The organism is Flavobacterium sp. LM4 (genome assembly GCF_002017935.1).
Taxonomy (GTDB): domain Bacteria; phylum Bacteroidota; class Bacteroidia; order Flavobacteriales; family Flavobacteriaceae; genus Flavobacterium; species Flavobacterium chungangense.
Window position 1 is genome coordinate 2,205,718 of the sequence record NZ_MUFW01000001.1, and the last position, 22,112, is coordinate 2,227,829.

The 22,112-nt window shown below is 32.7% G+C and carries 20 protein-coding genes; 8 read left to right on the forward strand and 12 right to left on the reverse strand.

What is annotated here, in order from left to right:
* Nucleotides 1-53: 53 nt before the first annotated feature.
* From BXU10_RS09855 to BXU10_RS09865, 3 genes are all read right to left on the reverse strand, one after another.
* On the reverse strand, nt 54-515 hold the full coding sequence (locus BXU10_RS09855; RefSeq protein ID WP_078227182.1) for a VOC family protein: 462 nt from the start codon (nt 513-515) through the stop codon (nt 54-56).
* Between the two features lie 233 nt (nt 516-748).
* On the reverse strand, nt 749-1,969 hold the full coding sequence (locus BXU10_RS09860; protein ID WP_078227183.1) for an IS4 family transposase: 1,221 nt from the start codon (nt 1,967-1,969) through the stop codon (nt 749-751).
* A gap of 176 nt (nt 1,970-2,145) precedes the next feature.
* Entirely contained in the window at nt 2,146-2,526 is a 381-nt protein-coding gene (locus BXU10_RS09865; RefSeq protein ID WP_078227184.1) for a heavy-metal-associated domain-containing protein, read from the reverse strand.
* Between the two features lie 100 nt (nt 2,527-2,626).
* Between BXU10_RS09865 and BXU10_RS09870 the strand changes: the two genes are divergently transcribed.
* The gene (locus tag BXU10_RS09870; RefSeq protein ID WP_078227185.1) at nt 2,627-3,493 is read left to right on the forward strand and encodes a DMT family transporter; all 867 of its coding nucleotides are present in this window, start codon (nt 2,627-2,629) and stop codon (nt 3,491-3,493) included.
* A gap of 203 nt (nt 3,494-3,696) precedes the next feature.
* Here BXU10_RS09870 and BXU10_RS09875 read toward each other — a convergent pair whose 3' ends face one another.
* Together BXU10_RS09875 and BXU10_RS09880 are read right to left on the reverse strand one after the other, a co-directional pair.
* Nucleotides 3,697-5,745, reverse strand: a complete 2,049-nt coding sequence (locus tag BXU10_RS09875; RefSeq protein WP_189328077.1) for a pitrilysin family protein — start codon at nt 5,743-5,745, stop codon at nt 3,697-3,699.
* Between the two features lie 10 nt (nt 5,746-5,755).
* Entirely contained in the window at nt 5,756-7,078 is a 1,323-nt protein-coding gene (locus tag BXU10_RS09880) for a pitrilysin family protein (RefSeq protein WP_078227186.1), read from the reverse strand.
* A gap of 277 nt (nt 7,079-7,355) precedes the next feature.
* Between BXU10_RS09880 and rplU the strand changes: the two genes are divergently transcribed.
* The 3 genes from rplU to BXU10_RS09895 all read left to right on the forward strand — a co-directional run bounded on the left by rplU (nt 7,356) and on the right by BXU10_RS09895 (nt 9,375).
* Complete coding sequence (gene rplU, locus BXU10_RS09885; protein ID WP_078227187.1) at nt 7,356-7,799, forward strand: 50S ribosomal protein L21; 444 nt, start codon at nt 7,356-7,358, stop codon at nt 7,797-7,799.
* A 24-nt stretch (nt 7,800-7,823) separates the two neighbouring features.
* The gene (gene rpmA, locus BXU10_RS09890; protein WP_025539465.1) at nt 7,824-8,084 is read left to right on the forward strand and encodes a 50S ribosomal protein L27; all 261 of its coding nucleotides are present in this window, start codon (nt 7,824-7,826) and stop codon (nt 8,082-8,084) included.
* A 385-nt stretch (nt 8,085-8,469) separates the two neighbouring features.
* Complete coding sequence (locus tag BXU10_RS09895; protein WP_078226492.1) at nt 8,470-9,375, forward strand: IS1595 family transposase; 906 nt, start codon at nt 8,470-8,472, stop codon at nt 9,373-9,375.
* Here the strand turns inward: BXU10_RS09895 and BXU10_RS09900 are convergent.
* The 5 genes from BXU10_RS09900 to BXU10_RS09920 all read right to left on the reverse strand — a co-directional run bounded on the left by BXU10_RS09900 (nt 9,362) and on the right by BXU10_RS09920 (nt 16,254).
* A complete protein-coding gene (locus BXU10_RS09900) occupies nt 9,362-10,210 on the reverse strand; it encodes an IS982 family transposase (RefSeq protein WP_369803403.1) in 849 nt (282 codons plus the stop codon). The genes BXU10_RS09895 and BXU10_RS09900 overlap by 14 nt on opposite strands.
* A gap of 96 nt (nt 10,211-10,306) precedes the next feature.
* On the reverse strand, nt 10,307-11,881 hold the full coding sequence (locus tag BXU10_RS09905) for a serine hydrolase (RefSeq protein ID WP_078227188.1): 1,575 nt from the start codon (nt 11,879-11,881) through the stop codon (nt 10,307-10,309).
* A 75-nt stretch (nt 11,882-11,956) separates the two neighbouring features.
* Nucleotides 11,957-12,769, reverse strand: a complete 813-nt coding sequence (locus BXU10_RS09910) for an AraC family transcriptional regulator (RefSeq protein ID WP_078227189.1) — start codon at nt 12,767-12,769, stop codon at nt 11,957-11,959.
* Between the two features lie 89 nt (nt 12,770-12,858).
* Nucleotides 12,859-15,612 carry an AsmA-like C-terminal region-containing protein gene (locus BXU10_RS09915; protein ID WP_078227190.1) on the reverse strand — a complete coding sequence of 918 codons (2,754 nt, stop codon included), beginning with the start codon at nt 15,610-15,612 and terminating at the stop codon, nt 12,859-12,861.
* Between the two features lie 60 nt (nt 15,613-15,672).
* Nucleotides 15,673-16,254 (reverse strand): tRNA-(ms[2]io[6]A)-hydroxylase, encoded by a 582-nt coding sequence (locus tag BXU10_RS09920; protein ID WP_031454351.1) that lies wholly within the window; start codon nt 16,252-16,254, stop codon nt 15,673-15,675.
* 112 nt (nt 16,255-16,366) lie between these two features.
* Between BXU10_RS09920 and BXU10_RS09925 the strand changes: the two genes are divergently transcribed.
* The 4 genes from BXU10_RS09925 (at nt 16,367) to BXU10_RS09940 (ending at nt 20,223) form a co-directional block, all read left to right on the forward strand.
* Nucleotides 16,367-17,614: a glycosyltransferase gene (locus tag BXU10_RS09925; RefSeq protein WP_078227191.1), complete on the forward strand. Its 1,248-nt coding sequence runs from the start codon at nt 16,367-16,369 to the stop codon at nt 17,612-17,614.
* A gap of 175 nt (nt 17,615-17,789) precedes the next feature.
* The gene (locus tag BXU10_RS09930) at nt 17,790-18,908 is read left to right on the forward strand and encodes a hypothetical protein (RefSeq protein WP_078227192.1); all 1,119 of its coding nucleotides are present in this window, start codon (nt 17,790-17,792) and stop codon (nt 18,906-18,908) included.
* 65 nt (nt 18,909-18,973) lie between these two features.
* Nucleotides 18,974-19,543, forward strand: coding sequence for a hypothetical protein (locus tag BXU10_RS09935; RefSeq protein WP_078227193.1), 570 nt, complete (start codon nt 18,974-18,976; stop codon nt 19,541-19,543).
* Between the two features lie 11 nt (nt 19,544-19,554).
* Nucleotides 19,555-20,223, forward strand: a complete 669-nt coding sequence (locus BXU10_RS09940; RefSeq protein WP_078227194.1) for a fibrobacter succinogenes major paralogous domain-containing protein — start codon at nt 19,555-19,557, stop codon at nt 20,221-20,223.
* Nucleotides 20,224-20,295: 72 nt separating this feature from the next.
* Here the strand turns inward: BXU10_RS09940 and BXU10_RS09945 are convergent, their stop codons facing one another.
* Nucleotides 20,296-21,174, reverse strand: a complete 879-nt coding sequence (locus BXU10_RS09945; protein ID WP_078227195.1) for a helix-turn-helix domain-containing protein — start codon at nt 21,172-21,174, stop codon at nt 20,296-20,298.
* Nucleotides 21,175-21,250: 76 nt separating this feature from the next.
* Nucleotides 21,251-21,802 (reverse strand): carboxymuconolactone decarboxylase family protein, encoded by a 552-nt coding sequence (locus BXU10_RS09950; protein WP_078227196.1) that lies wholly within the window; start codon nt 21,800-21,802, stop codon nt 21,251-21,253.
* Between the last annotated feature and the right edge of the window lie 310 nt (nt 21,803-22,112).

Consider the following 22,112-nt stretch of genomic DNA (forward strand, 5'->3'; position numbering starts at 1 on the left):
ACAAAGGCGTTCAATTTTGAGCGCCTTTTGTTTGAAATATCAGCTATTAATGTTTATTTTTCTGAAAATGCTTCTTTTATGAATTGTTGAAGACCTTCTTCTTCAAGTATTTCAATTGAGAATTCTCCAAAACGTTTTGGAAGCCAAATAATTCTGACTCCAATGGGAGAATTGAGGCTTTCCCGTGATAAAGGCTTTCCATTTTCGTCCTCTGGCTGAACTCCGTTGGATATCAATTCATCAAATGCAGCTTCAATATCCGGAGTAGAATAGCAGTGGCGATATATCGTTCCTTCGCCTTTGGAGTCTAACAGATTTTTTAAATTTCCTGAAAAAGGCTCTACAAGCATAAATCGTTCCTGACCAATTTTTACAACAGCATATGTGACATGAAGTTGATCTCTTTCCCATGTAAATTTTTTTGAGATCTCAGCACCAAGTGTTTTTGCGTAATAACTGCAGGCTGATTCAAGGTCATTAACTAAAATATCTATGTGACTAAACTTAAGATTCATTCTTTTTTATATGTAGTGTAAATTGATGATTTTTTTACCGCTATTCTCAAGAAGATTATGCAGTTAAAATGTAATTGAAATCATTGTTGTCCGATAAATAATTTCGGATTGTTAAATTTTGTATATTTTTAGATACTTAACGATGTTCTATCTTGCTTTGGCTTGTTTTTTAGTATTGTCATTAGAATTCAATAAATGGAAAAATATAATTTTCAGTTTGATTTGTCAAATTCTCATCCTGTGGCTAAATAGTCATCGAATAGTCCTAATTGCCCATTGATTTTTGGATCTAATTCCCAGTCTTTTTCGGGACTTTCTAAAAATTTAGTTAGATGAATATAGTTGAATAAATGAATTCTACAAAAACTGACTAAATTAGAGAAAGCCCATTGTCGTTTCAAACTTTTCTTTATCACTCCCATCAGAAGGTTTACTATCAAGACACAATAAATTTGGATTTTGATAGCGTTCTCGTTGTCTCCTAAAAAATATTTTAAGGGAAAATTTTGTTTAATCTGTTTAAACAACAATTCTATCTGCCATCGGATTTTATAAAGCGCAGCTATTGTGTCTGCTCTAAATTCAAATAAATTGCTAATAAACTCGAAAGTTCTTTTATATTCCCTGTCATAATATTTTATTTTTCGTAATTTCAATTTGCCTTTCGTACCCTCTTTATCAACTTCAACTTCTATAATTTGGTCAGACAAAACACCGCTGTGAATCTTTTCTGGAATGGTGTTTTTTTGAGTTACTTCATATTTTGCATTCTCTTTTATTCGGGTTACAAAGCCTGTTTTTTGCTGGGTAAAATGTTCAAAAGCCTTGTAATCATTGTATCCTTTGTCTAAAATATAAACGGTGTTTTCATCACATTTTAGTTTTTCTAAAAACTGATGGTCGTGAGTTGTAGCAGCTGTAAACCATACTAAATTAGGAACTTTTTCATCTGCATTTATCACACTGTGTGATTTAATTCCACCCTTACTTTTCCCATTGCTGGACTTCCTTCCAACGCATTTTAAGATGTCTTTAAACAAGCTGATAGTGGTACTATCAACAATTTTAACTTTCTTTTCTAATGCTATTTCAACTCGACTGTCCGATAAAACAAAGCTATATTTCTCCAATAGCTTGTTGTAGATTTCTTCAAAAAACTCCACTTTCCTAATCTTGTTTGCATCGGATAAAGTACTTTTTTTAGGAAGATGATTTATCCTCACAGTCTCTTCTTTTCCTGATAATCCCAGCATTCCAGAAGAAACTTCACGCAAAGAATTGCACTTTTCCAAACAACAAAAAACCATACTAAATAAATGATCTTGACTTTTGAAATGTTTTACATAACGGTCTGAATTATGTTTCTTAACTGCTGTTGAAATCATAGAATCATCTAGTAAAGAAATCAACTGTCCGAAAACAGATTTAGTCGAAAAATACTTATTTTTACCCATCGTTATTTGAATTTTGCAACTCTAAATTACGATGTTTTTTAAGAAGCCATTAATTTGGCTTCTTTTTTATCGGACAACAATGAATTGAAATATAATTCAGAAAAAAAAGACAGTAGTAAACCTGAGTTTAATACTGTCTAAAATTGTTTATTATCAGAATTAGATAATCGTCTTAATTACGATTTAAAATTCAAAACTTTATATGTTTTTCCGTCTCCGGTTTCCTGAACAACCTTTGTTAAAGATTCAGGATTTTGAACTGTTTTGTCAAAAGTTACGGTTGCTGTTTTTTTATCGAAATCTACTTCGGCTTTTTCAACACCGTCAAGATTTGCTAATTCTTCTTCGATAGTTTTAGCGCATCCCATCGCACAAGTCATTCCTTCAATTGTAAAACTTGCTGTCTGTACATTTTCTGCAGCGATTGGTTTGTGTTCTTTTGCAGTTTCTGTTTTTTCTCCTTTTGCAACTGCCAGACTTTTGTCTTCTTCTTTTTTACAGCTTACCAATACTAAGCCTGCAATGGCTAACGAGGCTATTATTTTTGCAAATTTCATTATATATAATTTTAGTTTGTCAATATGTTTGTTGCAAAATTAATAAAAAAGCAAAGGTCAGTTCCTAAAATTATTACAAATTTGTAGTAAAATATGATTTATGGATGCAAAACAATTAAAGTGGTTTTATTTATTGCTGCTTTCGCTAATTTGGGGAAGTTCATTTATTCTAATCAAAAAGGGATTACTAGGTTTAACGGCAATTCAGGTAGGTTCCCTCCGAATTATTTTTGCTGCCGTGTTTCTGCTTATAGTCGGTTTTTCGAGTTTAAAGAAAATTTCCCTGCGTCAATGGAAATTTGTTGCCCTGACTTCATTCTTTGGAACATTTATTCCGGCTTTCTTTTTTGCCATTGCCGAAACTCAGGTTGATAGCTCGATTGTGGCTATTTTGAATTCGCTCACGCCTTTAAATACATTGGTTTTAGGAATTATATTTTTTGGGATTCAGTTTCAAAAACGCCAGGTTTTAGGTGTTTTTATCGGACTGATTGGCTGTTTGTTACTGGTTTTGAATGGCGCATCTAGTAATACAGGACAAAATTATTATTATTTAATTTTGGTAGTAATCGCAACGTTGTGTTATGCTATTAATGTAAATCTGATCAAGAGATATTTATCCGATTTGAATTCGTTGAGCATTACCACAGGAAATTTTGCAGTATTGCTTTTACCAGCTTTAATTATTTTAAGTACAACAGATTTTACACAAAGAATAAATCTGGACGCCACACAGCATTCCGTTTTATTTGTAATGATTTTGGGAGTTTTAGGTACAGGGATCGCTAATGTTTTGTTCTTTAAATTAATACAAATGTCTTCGCCTGTATTTGCAACTTCTGTAACTTATTTGATTCCGATAGTAGCTTTCTTTTGGGGTTTGTTGGATAACGAAATGCTCACTCCAATTCAGTTTTTTGGAGCTTTTGTTATTTTGATTGGAGTTTATTTGTCTGCGAAGAAGTAACTTTTGGTTGTGAAATGGTTTTTGTGAAATGTGAAAATGTTGTTGTCATGTCACCCTGAGCGAAGCCGAAGGGCGTCCCAATTGGAAAGGGCTTCGGCTCCGCTCAGCCTGACAAAATACAAATAACAAAGGCTGTCGTAGTTGACAGCCTTTGTGTTAAAAAGAATCTTAGAATCTCAGTGCCTTAGCAACTCAGAACCTTTTTAAAGAAAATCCTTCTCAGTAACTCCTTCATTGATTTTAATATCAGACATTTTAATATCTAATTCAAAACCTGCATTTTGTATTAAGTTAAAAGGAACTTTTACACCTTTTACTTCTTTGTAATCATTAAAGTATGTTGTTTGTGTAGTCGATTGGCCGCTTTGTTCTTTTATTTTGGTTTCGGCTACTTTTAACCCTGATTTTACATCATAAAAGTAAATTGTTTTGCCGTCTTTTATGGAGTAAGCGTCATTACTATTTATTTGCTCGATTCCGCTTACGGTTAAATCCGTTCTTTTGCTCAATTGTAACTCTTCAAAAGGAGCTGCATTAGCTTTCATTTCGGCTAAATCTGTGCCTTCTAAATTTTTACGTTGCCCTTGCTGCTCTACATAAGCTCCTTTTTCGTTTACAACTTGTTTCATCAAAGCCATACTTCCCATAGAAAGAGAAACCATCATTTTTCCTCTCGAATCTAATTTTGAAACAAAACTTAAAGGACTTGGTGCCTGAGGAATTGTAGTTGTTCCGTTCATGAATAATGTTTTTACCGCAGAAACAGCTTTCTCTCCGCCAATTGCTTTGATATAATTGTCAAAAATGTTTTTTGCGGTAATTCCTGCCGGAGCTTCTTTTTTGGTAACAGGCTTGTCTACAGGATTTCCGTATTTATCATAATATGAAATTGGAATTTCAAGTTTTTCTAAACCAGTAAGTACTTCGGATCCTTTACCAACAATTACAATTCTCATATTGTCGATTTGGAAATATTTATTCGATACACGATTAATATCATCAATTGTAACATTGTTGATGGTCTGAATGTATTTTTCGTAGAAATCAGCCGGAAGCTTTTCTGTTTCAATGTTTAAGGCATAACGAGCAACTGTCTGAGGTTTTTCAACCTGCATTACAAAACGCCCAATATACCCGGCTTTTACGTTTTTCAATACGTCTTCAGAAACTTTTTCAGTTCTGATTCGTTTAATTTCTTTTACAAATTGCACAACAGCACTGTCTGTAACGGCATTTCTGACTGCAGACGAAGCTTTGAATTTGGATACATATTTTCCGCTTCCAATGTTTGAACTTGCACCATATGTCCAGGCATGCTGCTCTCGTAGATTCATATTAAGGTAGCTGTTGAAATCACCTCCTAAAATTTGATTTGCAATTACTGCAGGGAAAAAATCAGGGTCACTCATTTTTAGATTTACAGTATTGACCAATGAAATTTCAGACTGAACAGCATTTGGAACATCTACAAAATCAATTTGAAGTCTGGACACATTCTCCGGATTTGGATACGTATTTTTTGGTGCTGCTTGTTTTTTCCATTTGCCAAAAAGTTTTTCTACAGCAGCTTTTGTATCTTTCAATTTAACATCTCCAATTACAACTAAATAGGCGTTTTCTGGAACAAAATAGGTGTTGTAATTTTCCTGAACATCAGAAAGTGTAACGTTTTTCAGGGTTTCTTCAGAAACAAATTCTCCGGAAGGATGATTTTTTCCAAAAGCCAAAACATCTACAACTCGACTGGCAATGGCTGGAACACTTTTTTCATCGGCTTTAAGTCCTTCCAGCATTTTTGCTTTTTCTTTATCAAATTCATCCTGAGTAAAATTTGGCTGTAAAGCACCTTCTGCTAAAAGTTCTAAGATGCGTCCTGAGTATTTTGAAAGAGCACTTGCAGAAGCTCCCTGTGATGAAAAATTGATGTTTGCTCCGTAAAAGTCAATTTCTTCGTTAAACGCTTCTTTGGTTGTTTTTTTTGTACCGTTTCCAATCAGACTGCTGGTTAGTTCATCAACGCCTTTTTTATTTCCTTCGGTGAAAGGAGCGTTGTCCAGTGTAAGATTAAAACTTACTCTTGGTAATTTATGATTTTCAACGACCAAAACTTTCATGCCGTTTGCCAAAACAAAAGTTTGCGGTTTTTTGATGTTGACTACTGGTGAATTTCCTGGTTTGGGTTGTGGACGATCTTGTGCTTGCATAATTCCGGTAAGGAATAAAAGGATTAAAATTGTATGTATTTTTTTCATGATTCGGGGCTTAGTTTTGAGCTTTTTTTGAAGGAACATAATCTAAAATTAAACGCTGATTAGGATTTAAATACTTTTTAGCGACTTCTCTGATTTCTTCTCTGGTGATAGAATGGTATAAGTCGATTTCAGTATTGATAAGATTTACATCACCATAAAGCAAATAAAAAGAAGCCAGGTTTTCTGCAATACCTTCGACACTTGCATTTGCATTGACAAAATTATTGTCAAATTTATTTTGTAATTTTTGATAGTCTTTCTCAGAAATCAAATCGGTTTGGATTTTTACGATTTCTTCGTCCATTTCTTTTAAGATGTCAGCTGTAGTGTAAGTTCCCATCGGTAAGCCGTACAAAATATACATTCCGTAATCTTCCTGGCTAAAACCAACAGCTCCAATTTGAAGTGCCATTTTTTTGTCATCCACTATTTTTTTGTATAGTTTAGAACTTTTTCCGTCACTTAAATAAGAAGAAATTAAATCTAAAATCCTCGCATCTCTGGTTTTCATTGATGGAGTTCTATAGGAAGCAACCACCATTGGAATCTGAATATTCGGATCTTCGTAAGTTGCGGTTATGGTTTGTGTAATTGGTTCTTCTGTATAAGTTTGTTTTTTCAACACTTCTCCTTTCGGAATTGGTCCAAAGTATTTCTGAATCCATTCTTTGGTTTTGGTTTTGTCAAAATCTCCGGCAACTACTAAAACTGCATTATTTGGAGTGTAGAATTTTTTATTAAAAGCCTGAAATTCTTCCAGAGTGGCAGCATCAAGATCTTGCATAGAGCCAATGGTTGTCCATCGGTACGGGTGATTTTTGAACATGTATTTTTTAACCTCAGGTAAAATGTTTCCATAAGGCTGATTGTCGTAACGCATTCTTTTTTCCTCTTTAACCACTTCATTTTGAGTATCAACACCAATTTTATTAATAATTGGGTGCATTAGGCGTTCTGATTCCATCCATAGTCCTAATTCTAAACTGTTTGATGGAAAAACTTCATAATAATAAGTTCTGTCGTCTGATGTATTGGCGTTGTTTACACCTCCATTTGCGGTAACGATTTTCATCCATTCGCCGCGTTTTATGTTTTCGGTACCTTCAAATAATAAATGTTCGAAGAAATGTGCAAATCCCGTTCGGTCAGGGCGTTCGTCTTTTGATCCTACATGATACATTACAGAGGTAATAACAACAGGGGCAGAGGGATCGTTGTGCAGAATAACATGCATACCATTGTCTAAATTGTATTCTTCGAAAGCTACTTTTTGGGCATGAGCTACTCCGCCGAGCATTATTGCAGCACTTAACATCATTATTGATTTTTTCATAAAGATTAATAATTTATTTTACCTAATTAATAAGTGTAGGTATTCAATAGTTGGTTTATGTTACATCAAAAATAAGTTTTTTTAGTCATCATTTAAGAATAGGGATTTATTTTGCTTATATTTTAACAATCTTTTACTCCTGAATTCTTTTAAAAAGATCATGGAAAGACTTGAAAAGCAGACTTTAAAGAATGAAAAATATTTTTGAAATAAGAGATTGCACAGTAAATTATTAATTGTATATTTGCAACCTTAAAAATCAATAAATCAATTTGGTATGTATGCAATCGTAGAGATAGCAGGGCAACAATTTAAAGTAAGCAAAGACTTAAAGGTTTATGTTCACCGTTTGGCTAACGAAGAAGGTTCAAAAGTTTCTTTTGACAAAGTTCTTTTATTAGACGATAATGGAAATGTAACTTTAGGCGCCCCAGCTATAGAAGGTGCTTCAGTAGAAGCTAAAGTGTTACAACACTTAAAAGGTGATAAAGTTATCGTTTTCAAAAAGAAAAGAAGAAAAGGATACAAAAAGAGAAATGGTCACAGACAATATCTTACACAAATTGTAATTGAAGGTATTACTGCAGCAGGCGGAACTAAAAAAGCAGCAGCTAAAAAAGCAGTTGTAGCAGAAGAAGCTCCGGCTACTGAAGCTGAAGCAGCTCCAAAAGCAAAAAAAGCAGCAGCTCCAAAAGCAAAAAAAGAAGCTAAAGAAGAATAATAACAATATTTAAACTCATACGTCATGGCTCACAAGAAAGGTGTCGGTAGTTCGAAGAATGGTAGAGAATCAGAATCAAAACGTTTAGGCGTTAAGATTTTTGGTGGTCAGGCTGCTATTGCTGGGAACATCATCGTTAGACAAAGAGGTTCAAAACATAATCCAGGTGAAAACGTTTACATCAGTAAAGATCATACTTTACATGCTAAAGTTGATGGAGTTGTTAAGTTCCAAAAGAAAAGAGATAACAAGTCTTATGTATCTATCCTTCCATTCGAAGCATAATCATTAGATAAATTATTATAGAAAACCCGTTCTGAAAAGATCGGGTTTTTTGTTTTCTATAAATTGAAATTATCGGCTTGAATAAATAAAAAAGTAAATTTTATTCTTTTATTATAGAAGGGAGTACATAATCAAGTACAATTTTATCAGCCTGAGCGTTTCCATAAGGTTTATTGTAAGCTTTTGAAGTGATAATAATTACAATAACGTGAGTTCGATGTAAACAATAATTAAGCTACAAGCCTGTTGTTTTCAAAATCAATATTTATAGAAGGCTTTTTAGGGAAGAAAGAATAGGCTATTAGTGCTGATAATAAATTAGTTATTGATTATCCGTAATTACTCATAATTGAATAAAAAGCCTTATTTTTGATAAAAAAAAGCGATGAATATATTCAATTTTACTGCAAATTTTGGAAGCGAAGAATCTTGCCGACTTCATTTTAAAGAAGAAAGAGATAAGATCGGAGTTCAATGTAAATGCGGAAGCACAGAACATTTTTGGATAAAAAGCAGATGGAGCTATGAATGTAAAAAATGTAGAAGTCGAATTTCATTACGTAGTGGAACGATAATGCAAAGTTCGAATTTATCATTTTTGGTTTGGTACAAAACTATATTTTTATTAACGGCAACAAAAAAAGGATTTTCGAGTAAAGAAATTCAAAAACAATTGGGATTGAAACGTTACGAGCCAGTTTGGTCTATGGTTCATAAACTTCGAAAAGCAATGGGAAATAGAGATGCACGCTATACTTTGGAAGGAATGATTGAATTTGACGAGGGTTATTTTACAATTGAATCTACTGAAATAGAACAAGAAAAAGGAATTCGTGGACGTGGTGCTGTTGGGAAATCTAACGTTGCAATTATGGCAGAATCTACCGTTTTAGAAGATATAGAAACGGGTGAAAAATCAAATCAGTGCAGGTATTTTAAAGCAAAGGTTTTAACGGATCATACATCGGAGCAAATAAATCAAACTATACAGGAATCTATTTCTGAAAAAAGTATCCTTTTTACAGACAAGAGTACTTCATATATAGACATTGCAGAATATGTAGAAATTCATATAACTGAAAAATCCAATAAAGAAACAACCACAGAAACTTTAAGATGGGTTCATATTGCAATTAGTAATGCAAAAAGAAATTTCCTAGGAAATTTCCATAAAATTAAAGGAAAATATCTTCAATTATACCTAAATGAGTTCGTTTACAAGCTTAATAGGAGGTATTTTGAGGAAAAATTATTCGACAGGCTAGTAATAGCAAGCATCACAGGGTTATGACTAAAAACGGATAATCAAAATTAGTTATAAAGTTATCAAAACTTCTGTGTCTTGTATGTTCTATTTGACAAATATTTTTCAATTGATCATAAACAGTTTCAATTAATGAGCGCTTTCTTAGCATAATTTTATCTTGTAAAAGCATCATACTATTTTTCATGTTCTTTTTGATTTTAGTAATCAAATGCACACCATCTATAAAAAGCTGTTCAAACAAATCTTTTCCAATATATCCTTTGTCACCAAAAAGTTTTCCAAAAATTCTTTTGTGAAAGTTATTGCTTTTTAAAGGTTCTCTATCATCAACATTGGCTTGAGTAAAGATAAAATCAAGAATTTCTCCCTTATCATTTATAATTAAGTGTAATTTAAACCCAAAGAACCATCCCGTTGAAGTATGCCCTTTTGTAGCTAAATCTTTGAATGTTTTATGCTGTTTTTCCCGTCTAATATGGCATGCTCTCAAAGGGGTAGAGTCAATTATAGAAATTCCTGTGCATTGACCTAAACAGCAGGTTTTCAAAAATAGGGCCATTGGTACAGCGGTTCTTTTTTGAAGTTCCACAAATCTATTGTAAGACACAAGGTTTGGAAATTCGTTATTCAAATGTTTTCCTATATAAAACAAGTAAAAATGTTTTAAGTTTTTGAAACCCATAGTGTGAAATAGCACTAAAATGGTTATAACTTCACTATCTGACATAATAAATTTTCGGTTTCTTTTCTTTGGAGCCTCTTTTTCTTTTAAGCTATGAGCAGCTATAGTTTTATCAAATTCTTTACAGAATTCGTCTATAAGAAAGTAAATTTCAGTAATTTTATTCGCATCTAACATAGAGGTGGTTTTAAATGTAATTAATTGTTTGTCAGGCTTTAATATACATAAACCATCTCTATTTTTCAAATATATCCTTCCTTTTTTATGTCGAACTCACGTTACAATAGGAAGATCGTTGAAGATTATAAACTCATTTCCTCCATTACCAGCGCAATAATACGTTTCGTAGTATTTACCGTCAAAAGTAAAAGTCTTATTCCAAAACAAATAACCATAGAATTGATTTTCTCTTTCGGGAATTTGAATTTGATGAGTTAAAGTTTTTTCAACCCAGTCTGGAGAAAGAATTTGTTTGCCATTCCAATCGCCTTTGTTTTTGTACAATTGAGCATATTTTGCATAATCAAGAGATGTCATTTGCAGGCTTCCTGCGGTATTAGGCACTTTTTGGGGAGTAAATTGCCATTGGTAATTAGTGATGTTTAATGGTTTGAAAAGTTTTTCATTAGCATATTTTTCTAATCCATTAGGAACAGATTTGTTTGTAATATCGCCTAATAAAACTGTTCCGGCTGTAAAGTAATCCCATTTTTCACCATTGGTTTTGGATTTATCCATGGGTAAGTCTAAAGTAAATTTTACCCAGTTATCTGTAGGATACATGTTTTCTTCGTTTCCTGGCGAATCTCCATCTGTATCAGAGCCTTCAAATGCAGAGCTCATGGTTAGCAAGTCTTTTATTTTTACACTATCTTTTTTTGTTTCGTAATTTGCAAATTTATTTAACTCGTAGAATTTGTTTAAAGTTTGATTTTCATTTTTAATATATCCATCGTTTATGGCAATTCCCATTAATGTTGATACAAAAGATTTTCCTGCTGAACGGGTGTCATGTAAAGTATTTCTGTTTACATCATTAAAATACTCTTCAACTAACAGTTTTTTATTATAAACGACAACTACACTTGTTATTTCTTTCAAACTATAATTTGCAATATCAGTATTAAGCTTTTCGATCTTTTTTTTGTCAAAAGGAAAATTGGAGACTTCCCAATCACTGTGTGGTAATATAGGCTGAACTTCAATTTGTTTTGCTGTTAATTTTGGTGTTTTTATAATAAGCTGGATTTCACCTTTTGCTATTAGATCTCCCGTTTTACTTTCGTTAGTAATATCATTTTTAAGATAAGGCCGAATTTCTATTTTTAGTTTATGCGTACCTTCAGTCAAAGCTTTTTCTCCGCCGTTATCTTTAAATCTGTCCCACATGTACATTGCCCACCAGTCTTCTCCTTTTGAGCTGGTAAGTGGAACCCTAAATGTCGTTGAAGTATTTTTGTTTCCTGCTGATCCGAAATTGCATCCGAAATTAATATTTTCTTTATAAATAAACTTGTTGTCAATATAAAACGAAAATTGGAGGTTCCCTGTTTGTAAAAGCTTTTCTGCAGGTAAATTAGGGTTTAATTGATGTAAGTAATTCGTAACAGAATTATCCATGAAAACTCTGATGTTTAAGTCTGATTTGCGTTTTAATTCGAATGATTTGAGAAAATCAGATTCGGTATATTGATCTAAAGGAATATTTCCATTCATAAAGGTAATTTTGCTAATATTACGTTTATGTACTTTAGTCGTTATTCCATCGGTTTTTATCAGATTATTATTTTGTGCCGAAACAATGTTATTGAAGAATAGTATTGATAATAAAAAGATTTGTTTTATCATGTGATTTTTATAAATGTTAAAATGTAAAACTACGGCGCAACAAATTCAAAAAATTGTACAGAATTAACATTTTACTTATTTTTTGAAAAGCAATTTTTTATGCTGAGAAGGATTTAAACCGTTAACTTCTTTGAATGATCGTGTAAGATGACTTTGGTCAGAAAAGCCACACTCATAAGCTATTTCGGTCAAAGATTTATTTTGCAAACCAATTAAAGACAATGCTTTCTCTACTTTTAATTTCCGGATATATTCACCCAAATTGCAATTAAAATATTTTGAAAAATCCCGTGAAAGATGAATAGGATGTATGTTTAGTATTTTTGACAAATAATCGAGCGTTATAGTTTCTGTGAATTGATCATGAAGAATTTCGTTAATCATTAAAACCCATTTCGGATTTTTATGTAAAACGGATTGAGAATCACCATTTAGTTTTGACAGTATTTCGATCAATAAAGTTTGTGTAGAAAGATCAGATTGGATATCATCAATTTTAGTTGCCCGGAATATTTTATACATCAAAAGTTTGATGTCCGGATTCAGGATCGAGGTACTTCCTTGCAAATTATTGCTGTTTATTGTCAAATCATCAAGCCATTTTTTTTCAATTTCAAGATGAAAACCTCTGGTAAAACCATCTGGTTTGATGTTATAATGAGATTCCTGCCAGTTGTGAAACAGAAGACTTCCGGGGGAACAATTATAAACTTCTTTTTTATTTCCTTCTATAACATTTCCCTGCAGGATAAATGTAAAATAAGCATGCTCATGATAGTGCCAGTCGACTTTAGGGTGGGTATATACAGTATCTGTGAGCGTTATTCCTTCAAGAGAAATAGTTTTGTTAGTCTGACCATAAAATTCTCCTCTTTTTGACTGATTCATGGTTGTCTGTTTGTTTGTTATTCAAAACCAAAACTATAAATATAATTTAATAAAAAGAAAAACCTGCTCAAAAAAAGCAGGTTTAGATTCTATTGCTCAATATCTTTAGTTTCCTCAAGATCTTCCGTATTGCGGCCCACTTTTACTTTTGGATTATTTTGAGTTCCGGTAACAGTGAGTGGAATTCCAAATATACCTAATGGAGGTAATCCTAAACGCATTTTTAAATTAAGTTTTCCGTCTAAACTTGTTGTTCCTTCGATTCGTGGCCTGAAGCCCGCAAACTTAAATTTAAAACGTTCTACAGTCATGATGTTGTTTTTGATCGTAGTTTTAATGTCTACTTTAGAAACATCAGGGTTTTTCATTGATTCAGAATTTGTTTTTTTGCTCACTGCATTAAACATTTTCAATCCTCTTATTTTTATATCTTTTACAGAAAGAGTTCCTCCTCCAACTAATGATGGATAAACGGGTTCCATGTTTCCGTTAAGGCGTCCCTTTAGTTGATAATCCAAAGACACAATTCCCTGTGCTTTTTCCGCTGCACTGGCCATTTTTCTGAAAACATCAATTTCGTTATAAGCTTTTTTAATATCAAAATCCGAAGCTTTTATGTTGTAATCGAAATTGGCTTTTTGAGAAGTTACAGACTGATAATTGCCATTCATGACGACTTTGCAGCCTATTAAATTAAAACCTGTGTTTTGCATGCTCAGTTTGCCTTTATTCATTTTTAAATTTCCACTGGCATTTTGAAGAATTAGTTTGTCATAATATACTTTTTGGGCATTTGCCATCAATTGTAAATTCAAATTCGTAGGAATAATGATAACTCCGGTTTGGCTAACCTGAGTAGTTGAAGCTTCTGTTTTAGTTGGCGCTGGAGAAGTAATTGCAGCAGTATTCGACATAAATTCGTCTACATTAATATATCGTGCCGAAACTGTAAATGAACCTTTTAGAACTCCGGTTTTGGTAGTGGCATAATTAAAAACGTTTTGTAAATAGCCATTCATCTTAAAATCTGATTCTCCGTAAGCGGCCAAAAAGTTATTGAAAGACATTTTATCCTGATTGATTTTAAAAATACCTTCCTTAATGATGAATTTTTTAGGAAGATGTTCAGATGCAATTCCAATGTTTCGTAATTCAAGAGTCCCTTTATTCTGAAGCTTGCTGTAATTTCCTTTTGTGGCATCACTTTGTTTTCCTTTTAAAACTAAATCTGCCTTTATAAAGCCATCCAGATCAAGTCCTTTTTGCGAAAAAACGTTATATATTTTGCTAATGTTTAGTTCTCCTTTTGCTTTTACGTCATAATTCAAATCATCAAAATTGCTTAAATCTGCCGACATAAAAATAGGTTTTCCTTCAAAGGTAAATTGAGCAGGTTTTATCTTTACTTTTAAATCATCAAAAGTTCCTTTTTGATTGTCAATTGAGGTTTTTACCATGATATTGGTAATCGGATTTGGATAATATTTTGTTTTTATATATCCATTGTTCAATTCGATCAGGCCTTTGGTAGTAGGGAATAATCTGTTTTTTTTATCAAATTTTCCGTTGGTTTTAATGTCTCCGGTCAATGCACCTTTTAATGTAATGCCAGGAATTCCTAAAGCTCTGCTTAATTTGTCAAGATCAATTTTGGCTTTAAAATCGCCATTTATGTCAGGAGTGTTTGCTCCTTTTATATAGAATTTTGATTTTAGGTAATCCTTATTAATGTTTAAGGATAGATTTTTTGCATCAACAATTAAAAGATCCGGATTCAAATATGGAACTTTTGTCTTAATGTCTAAATTTAAGTTTGAAACCGGAAAGGCGCTTTTGTCATAATTCACAAATCCGTTGTCTATTTTTACATCTAAATTTAAATCCGGGGCAATTTTTTGAGAGGCTATATAATTTCCTTTAAGTGTAAAAAGTAAATTGGTGTTTCCTTTTAATTCGGTTTTAGAAAGCCAGCTAATGTATTTTGGAGGAAAGGCAGTAAAAACATCATACAAATCACTGTTGTCAGATTTGATAACAAAATCCATATTGTAGCCATCTTTCAAAAAGTCAAAATTTCCTTTAAAATCAACCAAAAGCTGATTAATTTTCAGGTTGTTTTGCTGAAAATAAAAAGACAGGGAATTTACATTAACTTTCGTAATCAAATCAGCATCGATCTTTTTGTTCATTAAATAAGGTTCATCTTCATAAACAATATTTAGTTTTTCAATTTTAGCTTTCGAATACAAATCGAAAACCGCTTTGTTTAAATCGCCTTTGCCTAAGTAATTGAACCCTAAAGCATCAAAATGCAATTTGGTCGATTGGTCATCATAAATTATTTTACTGTTTAATATTTCAATTCTTTCTAATTTTAAGGCAGTATCTGAGCTGTCTTTTGATTTTTCCTGTTGCGAAGAAGATTTGTAAATATTGTAATTTGCTTCTCCTTTTTTATTAACTTTTACATTAATAAACGAATCCGATAAATAAATCTGATCAATTTTTACCGCTTTGCTAAAGATCAGACTGGCAACGTTAATTCCAAAAGAAACTTCTTTGGCAGTAATGAATTTTTCGGTTGCATAAGGTGATGATCCGTTCAGGTTTAAATCATTTAAAGTTAAAGTTAACGAAGGAAAATGATGAAAAAAGGAAAGCGAAACATCTGAATAATTAAGTTCTGCACTAAGTTTTTCGTTAGCAGTTTTTTTGATTTGCTCTTTAATTTTATCAGCGAAAATGATAGGTGTAATAAACAACAATCCTAAAATTGCAAAAAAGGTAATTCCTGAATATTTTGCAATTTTAAATAAAATGGATTTGGTTTTGTTTTTTGACATAACAAAAATGTTAGTATTATTGTATTGTGTATAGCTTAAAAATGAGAAAAGTACAGTGATTTATCCGTGTACTGTTTCATTTTTTCCATAATTGGTAATAATTGAACCTTCGTATTCGATCCATGCTGCCCATCGTTTATCAACATCAACATTGTCAGCATATTTTCTGGCGAATCCTAAAAATGTGGTATAATGTCCTGCTTCGGAAATCATCAAATCACGGTAAAATTTGGCTAATTCCTGATCTTTTATGTTTTCTGAAAGCACTTTAAAGCGTTCGCAGCTTCTGGCTTCTATCATAGCCGAAAATAACAAGCGATCACAAAGTGCGTCTTTACGGCTGCCATCTTTTTTCATGAATTTAAAGAGCTCATTTACATAATGATCTTTTCTTTCGCGTCCCAAAGTCAGCCCTCTTTTTTTAATTATGTCATGCACCATTTGTAAATGCTCCAGTTCTTCTCTCGCAATTACAAGCATTTCTGTTACAAGTTCTTCTAATTCAGAGTTGTACGTAACTAAACTAATCGCATTAGATGCTGCTTTCTGCTCACACCAGGCATGATCCGTTAAAATTTCTTCGATATTTGATTCGACGATATTCACCCAGCGTGGATCTGTGGCTAATTTTAATCCTAACATAATTTTTGCAGATTTATATTTTGCAAAATTAGTTCTTTTTTATCAGCTAAAATCAAGAAATATCGTGTAATTAAGCGTAAAAATGCATTATTTTGTAGTTCAAAGAATCAAAATGAATCAAACAAAAAAACTTTTAATAATTGGTTTTGTCTGGCCGGAACCCAATTCTTCTGCAGCAGGCGGAAGAATGATGCAATTGATTTCTATTTTCAAAGAAAATGGTTTTGAAATTACATTTGCAAGTCCGGCTTTAGATAGTGATTTTATGATTGATTTGACAGAATTTGGAGTTGAAAAGCGAAGTATAGAATTGAATAGCTCCAGTTTTGATGATTTTATAATCGAACTAAATCCTGATGTTGTTTTATTTGACCGTTTTATGATCGAAGAACAATTTGGCTGGCGTGTGACTGAAAATTGTCCCCAAGCCATTAGATTATTAGATACTGAGGATTTACATTGTTTAAGAACAGCGCGCCAAAAAGCCTTCAAAGAAAACAGAACTTTTGAACTGAACGATTTGTTATCTGAGGAAGTGGCAAAGCGAGAAATTGCCAGTATTTTAAGATGCGATTTATCTTTGATGATTTCAGAATTTGAAATGGAAGTTTTAAATAATGTTTTCAAAATAGATTCAGAAATATTGTTTTATCTTCCTTTTTTAGTGGAGGAAATAAAGGAAGAAGATCTTTTAAAATTACCTTCTTTTGAAGATCGTCAGCATTTTGTTTTCATCGGAAATTTTCTTCATGAACCGAATTGGAATACGGTTCAATACTTAAAAGAAGTTATTTGGCCATTAATAAAAAAACAATTTCCGGAAGCTGTTTTAGAAGTTTACGGAGCTTATCCTTCGCATAAAGTCCTGCAATTGCATCAGCCTAAAGATGGTTTTTTTATTATGGGAAGGGCAGCAGATGCAAATGAAGTTGTGAAAAGAGCCAGAGTGGTTTTGGCGCCAATTCGTTTCGGAGCCGGATTAAAAGGAAAATTATTAGAAGCGATGCAATGCGGAACCCCAAGTGTTACAACAAGTATTGGTTCAGAAGCCATGCATGCCAATTTACCCTGGAATGGTTTTATAGAAAATGATATTGCGAAGTTTGCAAAACAGGCAGTTTTATTATACGGGGAAGAAAATACTTGGAAACAATCACAAAAAAATGGTGTTGCAATTATTAATGAATGCTATCAAAAAAATAAATATTCAAATAAATTAATTGATATAGTTAGTTTATTATTGATTGATTCTGAAAATCATCGTCTGCATAATTTTATGGGAAATCTGCTTCAGCATCATACGCTGAAGAGTACTAAATACATGGCAAAATGGATAGAAACCAAGAATAAAAAAGATTAATTTCTCTATTCTTTTTTTAAATCTGCAATTCAATATAGTTGTTAATTTTAAAGAATATTTTTATGTATTTGATATTTAAATATTTGTATTTTTTGTAAGCAAGATTGTACAGGATAGTTTTTGGTGTAAATAGTAATAATTTACTGACCGTATTAACTATCAACCAAAATTTATTATGAAAAAAGAAATGTTTAAGAGGCAGTTTTTTGCCTCAGTGTTATTCGTTGGTTTAAGTTTTTTTGCAGGCTGTACAAGTGACAGTGAAGAAACAAATGCTGAAGCTGAAGCTGTGGCACAAAATGAAACTTATCAGGTTTCAACTGCAAAAGGAGGCGATTTATCTGGTGAAATAACCGGTTCAACAGGCGCCTATGTTGCTAAAGTAAATGGTGTAACCAAATACACTGGTTCTGATTATGTAGCTGCTATTCAGGCTGCAATTAACAATCTTACTTCAGGGAGAGATACAAAAGAGTGGGTAACCGTTCGTGTTTCAGGTGCGTCGGGATCAACTGGCGGATCTCTGAAATATGTAAATATGGCCAGTTATACCGGGCTGGATTTTGCAAATAATACTTTCAATGCCAATAGTGGCGATGCTTTGGTTATTCCTGTTTGGGCAGACAGAAAAACAAATATTGAAGTGAAAAATCTTAAGGTTTCGGGAAAACCACGCTATGGTATTTGGTTTAAAGGATGTACGGTTATGAATATCAGTAATATTACCATGAATATTGGTGTGCCTCAGGCTGATTTAGGATTAGGAATCAGGGTTGATAACAGTACAGCTGCAACCAGCAATTTGACTATCAGCGGAACTATTAATATTACTGGCGGAGATAATTCTATTGAAACCTACGGTGTTGACGGGTTTTCTATTGGCAACGTAACTTCCAGCAATAATGCGGCTTGTGGAGTATTACTCAATCAATCCAAAAATGGTACAGTGGGTACGGTTACAGGAACCAATAACAGTACAACAGGTTCAGTTACAGGTTATGCGACTTTTCGTTGCGCCAATAATAACGGACCAAATGTAGTTTGTGCTAAAGTATATTCCCGAGGTAGCGGACGCGGTTTCTTTAGTGTTACGGGCAGCAATGGATGTACAGTAAATACTGTAGATATTGCCAATACAGCCATTCAGGGGATTTTATTGCAAAATGCCAGTAATACTAAGGTTCTGGCAGGTACGGTAAGTAATGGAAATCCTAATGTTCAGCATCAAAATGCAACGAATTGCAGTACGAAGGTAAATGGTCAGACTTATACGGCTGTGAACGGAACGTGGTAATGTTATAGTTTAAAAAACAAAGCGATGTGATTTTTTTACATCGCTTTTATTATAAATTTCTTTCTATGAATGGATCAATAAGCCGATTTGTTTTTTTTATTTTTCTATTATCTTTTTACGGATGTAAAGATTCCTCTAAAGAACGTATTAGGGATTTTGAAAGGTCTATTCCGCAACAAAATAATCTTTTTACAATTCCTCAAAAGGTAAAAAATGATTTTCAGCAAAAATTCCCAAAGCTTGAAATGATAAAAAAAGAAGAATATTCTAATCTGTTTTGGGATTTTTATGATCGCAATATGATTCCAAATCAATGTTATACGGATATTAATAATGACCAAATACTTGATTATGCTGTGTTGATAAAGGATGGTAATCAATTAAAATTAGCAATTATTTTATCTTCACACAAGGATTATTTATATTGGATTTCTCCCTTTTCAATTGATAATATAAAACCTGAAGGAGTGCATTTTTGTGTGTCCGTAAAACCTGCTGGAAGAACAGATATTGTAAAAAAAGTACCGGAATCGCTTGTAATAAAGAAAAACGGATTTCTTTTAAAAAATTTAGAACAGGATTGTTTTATATTTTATGAAACCAATAAAGAAATAAAGATGTTTAAAATGCTCTAGAATAATTGATAATGACACAAATTAAAGATATTTACAAAATAGCTGTTCTTCTTTTTTTCTTTTCTTTTTTTTCTTGTAAAAATGCTGAAACAGTAGAAGATTTAGATGGTAACATATATCATACAACGAAGATTGGAAAGCAGACCTGGATGGTAGAAAACCTTAAAGTCACCCGGTTTAATAATGGAGATTCGATTAAAAAAATCACAAGTAATAAAGATTGGAAAAAGATAGAACAAGCCGGTTATTCTTTCTATAATAATGATATTGCTTTTGTAAAAGAGTATGGATTTTTATACAATTACAATTGCCTGAAAGATATCAGACGAATTGCACCAAAAGGCTGGAGGATTCCAACAGAAGAAGATTTAAGGGAACTGGAGTCTTTTATTAATTCCAATTCAATAGGGATTTTTTTGAAAGAAAAAGGGAACACACATTGGTTGCCGTCTAATGCGGTCGGAAATAATGCAACTGGTTTTAATGCATTGCCGGGCGGATATCGGGACGAGAAGGGAGCTTTTTATATGCTTAAATCTAACGGATATTATTGGACTGCAAATGGGAGTTTTGAATTTTACAATTGGAGTGACAGAATGTTTCAGGCTTTTGCAGATGTAAGAAGAGACAGTGTTTTTAAGCGATATGGTTTTTCGATCAAATGTATTAAAGAAGAATAGTTTTACAGGAAGTATATTTTAACGTCATATTTTTTATAAAGACAAAATATATGGCAGGCCAAAAATTAAAAATTAGGCCTGCATTTTTCCAAATCCAACTGTTTCGCGATAAATTTGAGGTGAAACATCTGCATTGGTTTTAAAGAAACGACTGAAATAATGCTCGTCGTCGTAACCTAATTCGTAGGCAATTTCTTTGACTGTTTTACTAGTCAGGTATAATTCTCTTTTGGCTTCTATAATAATTCTCTCCGAAATTAAATCGGTTAGTGTTTTATTGAAATAATTTTTGGATAATTTGGCTAATGCCTTCGTAGAAATATTCAGTAAATCAGCATAATTTCCGGCAGAATGTTTTGTTTTAAAATTCAGTTCAATAGCATCTTTCAGATTTTGTAGAATCAAAGGTTCTTTTGTATTAGGAACAGCATTCATTTCTTCTAATTGTTCGGTTTTCAATCTTGAAGCAGTAATTAAGAAGATTTTTAAATATGAAATCAGCAATTCATATTGTGCTAATTCTGCATTTTTAATCTCAGCTTTCATTTGTTCCAAAACCATTTTAAAAGTATGCGTAGCTTGTTCTGTTACCTTCACATAAGGTGGCTGGTAAATATTGTTGAATAAAACGCCATTGCAGGAAACTTCTTTTTGGTGCATGTGGATACAATAAAAATCAGGGTGAAAGTGAATCGCAATTCCTTCAATTGGTTCGCTTACACAAAGCATGAAAGGTTGATACGGCGAAAAGGCAAGGAGAGAGTTTTCTTCAAAATGATGTTCTGTAAAATCGGCTTTGACTTTCCCTTTTCCTTTGGTCACCCAAATTAAAGAGTAATAATTATTGCGCTGTAAATGATCAAAATGAACGTTGTCCTCAAATGAAAGAATTTTGAAAGCTAAATTTCCGGTCTGTGGATTTATTAAAGTAGAAACATTTTGAGAATTCATAAAGTGCGGTTTTAAAATATAAAGATAGCCATGAAAAGAATTCATAACTATCTTTATAAATTGTTTTTGTGTTGGATTATTTTTGCAATTCTAAATTTGAAACTGTAGGAAAATCAATTTCAGTATTGGCAACGTTGTTAAAATAGTTTGTTAGAACGTTCAAAGCTACGTGAGCAATGGTTTCAACAATTTCAGCATCTGCAACTCCTGCATTTTTAGCTTTATTTACATCTTCATCATTTACGAGACCATTTTTACTGATTAATGTTTTAGCTAATTGTAAAATAGCTTCTGTTTTAGAGTCTGTAGAATTTCCTGATCTTGCTGCTTTTAAAACTGCCGGATCTGCTTTTACTAATTTTTCTCCAATAAAAGTATGAGCTGCTAAACAGTAATCACATGAATTGCTTTCTGAAACGGCCAGAGCAATCAATTCGCCAGTTTTCGCACTTAATTTTCCATGGCTCAAAGCGCCGCTTAAATTCAGATATCCTTCCAAAACTGCAGGAGAGTTTCCCATTGTTCTCATCATGTTCGGAACACCTCCTAATTTCGCTTGTACGGCGTTGAACAAATCTTTAGTTTTTCCTGTTACTTCTTCCGGGTTTAATGCTGTTAATCGTGTCATTTTATTTGATTTTTAATTGTTTATTATTTGTTATTGTCTTTTGACATTACAAAGGTGCGACGATTACAGATTTTAGAACATGGAGAATGTACGCTATGTGATGGACAATTTTCCCTCTCTTTATTTTGAGTAAAACAGCGTGATTTTATCATTTCGATTGTCTATGGAAAAAAGAATTTTTTAGGAGCTAATCCCGCTATCCGTTGCAATCTTTTGTGGTGAACCCCGCCACAAAAGGATTTCCACTGCTATCGGGGCTAGGGCAGTCATTTTCATAAGAGTATTTTCGTTTGTTCTGTCAGGAATGACA

What these genes read in the sequence shown, in the direction of transcription:
- BXU10_RS09870 (WP_078227185.1), top strand. Translation starts at nt 2,627, where the DNA reads ATGGATGCAAAACAATTAAAGTGGTTTTATTTATTGCTGCTTTCGCTA.
- BXU10_RS09900 (WP_369803403.1), bottom strand. Translation starts at nt 10,210, where the DNA reads ATGTTAGATGCGAATAAAATTACTGAAATTTACTTTCTTATAGACGAA.
- BXU10_RS09950 (WP_078227196.1), bottom strand. Translation starts at nt 21,802, where the DNA reads ATGACACGATTAACAGCATTAAACCCGGAAGAAGTAACAGGAAAAACT.
- BXU10_RS09915 (WP_078227190.1), bottom strand. Translation starts at nt 15,612, where the DNA reads ATGTCAAAAAACAAAACCAAATCCATTTTATTTAAAATTGCAAAATAT.
- rpmA (WP_025539465.1), top strand. Translation starts at nt 7,824, where the DNA reads ATGGCTCACAAGAAAGGTGTCGGTAGTTCGAAGAATGGTAGAGAATCA.
- BXU10_RS09905 (WP_078227188.1), bottom strand. Translation starts at nt 11,881, where the DNA reads ATGATAAAACAAATCTTTTTATTATCAATACTATTCTTCAATAACATT.
- BXU10_RS09855 (WP_078227182.1), bottom strand. Translation starts at nt 515, where the DNA reads ATGAATCTTAAGTTTAGTCACATAGATATTTTAGTTAATGACCTTGAA.
- BXU10_RS09925 (WP_078227191.1), top strand. Translation starts at nt 16,367, where the DNA reads ATGAATCAAACAAAAAAACTTTTAATAATTGGTTTTGTCTGGCCGGAA.
- BXU10_RS09875 (WP_189328077.1), bottom strand. Translation starts at nt 5,745, where the DNA reads ATGAAAAAAATACATACAATTTTAATCCTTTTATTCCTTACCGGAATT.
- BXU10_RS09930 (WP_078227192.1), top strand. Translation starts at nt 17,790, where the DNA reads ATGAAAAAAGAAATGTTTAAGAGGCAGTTTTTTGCCTCAGTGTTATTC.
- BXU10_RS09880 (WP_078227186.1), bottom strand. Translation starts at nt 7,078, where the DNA reads ATGAAAAAATCAATAATGATGTTAAGTGCTGCAATAATGCTCGGCGGA.
- BXU10_RS09935 (WP_078227193.1), top strand. Translation starts at nt 18,974, where the DNA reads ATGAATGGATCAATAAGCCGATTTGTTTTTTTTATTTTTCTATTATCT.
- BXU10_RS09860 (WP_078227183.1), bottom strand. Translation starts at nt 1,969, where the DNA reads ATGGGTAAAAATAAGTATTTTTCGACTAAATCTGTTTTCGGACAGTTG.
- BXU10_RS09920 (WP_031454351.1), bottom strand. Translation starts at nt 16,254, where the DNA reads ATGTTAGGATTAAAATTAGCCACAGATCCACGCTGGGTGAATATCGTC.
- BXU10_RS09945 (WP_078227195.1), bottom strand. Translation starts at nt 21,174, where the DNA reads ATGAATTCTCAAAATGTTTCTACTTTAATAAATCCACAGACCGGAAAT.
- BXU10_RS09940 (WP_078227194.1), top strand. Translation starts at nt 19,555, where the DNA reads ATGACACAAATTAAAGATATTTACAAAATAGCTGTTCTTCTTTTTTTC.
- rplU (WP_078227187.1), top strand. Translation starts at nt 7,356, where the DNA reads ATGTATGCAATCGTAGAGATAGCAGGGCAACAATTTAAAGTAAGCAAA.
- BXU10_RS09865 (WP_078227184.1), bottom strand. Translation starts at nt 2,526, where the DNA reads ATGAAATTTGCAAAAATAATAGCCTCGTTAGCCATTGCAGGCTTAGTA.
- BXU10_RS09910 (WP_078227189.1), bottom strand. Translation starts at nt 12,769, where the DNA reads ATGAATCAGTCAAAAAGAGGAGAATTTTATGGTCAGACTAACAAAACT.
- BXU10_RS09895 (WP_078226492.1), top strand. Translation starts at nt 8,470, where the DNA reads ATGAATATATTCAATTTTACTGCAAATTTTGGAAGCGAAGAATCTTGC.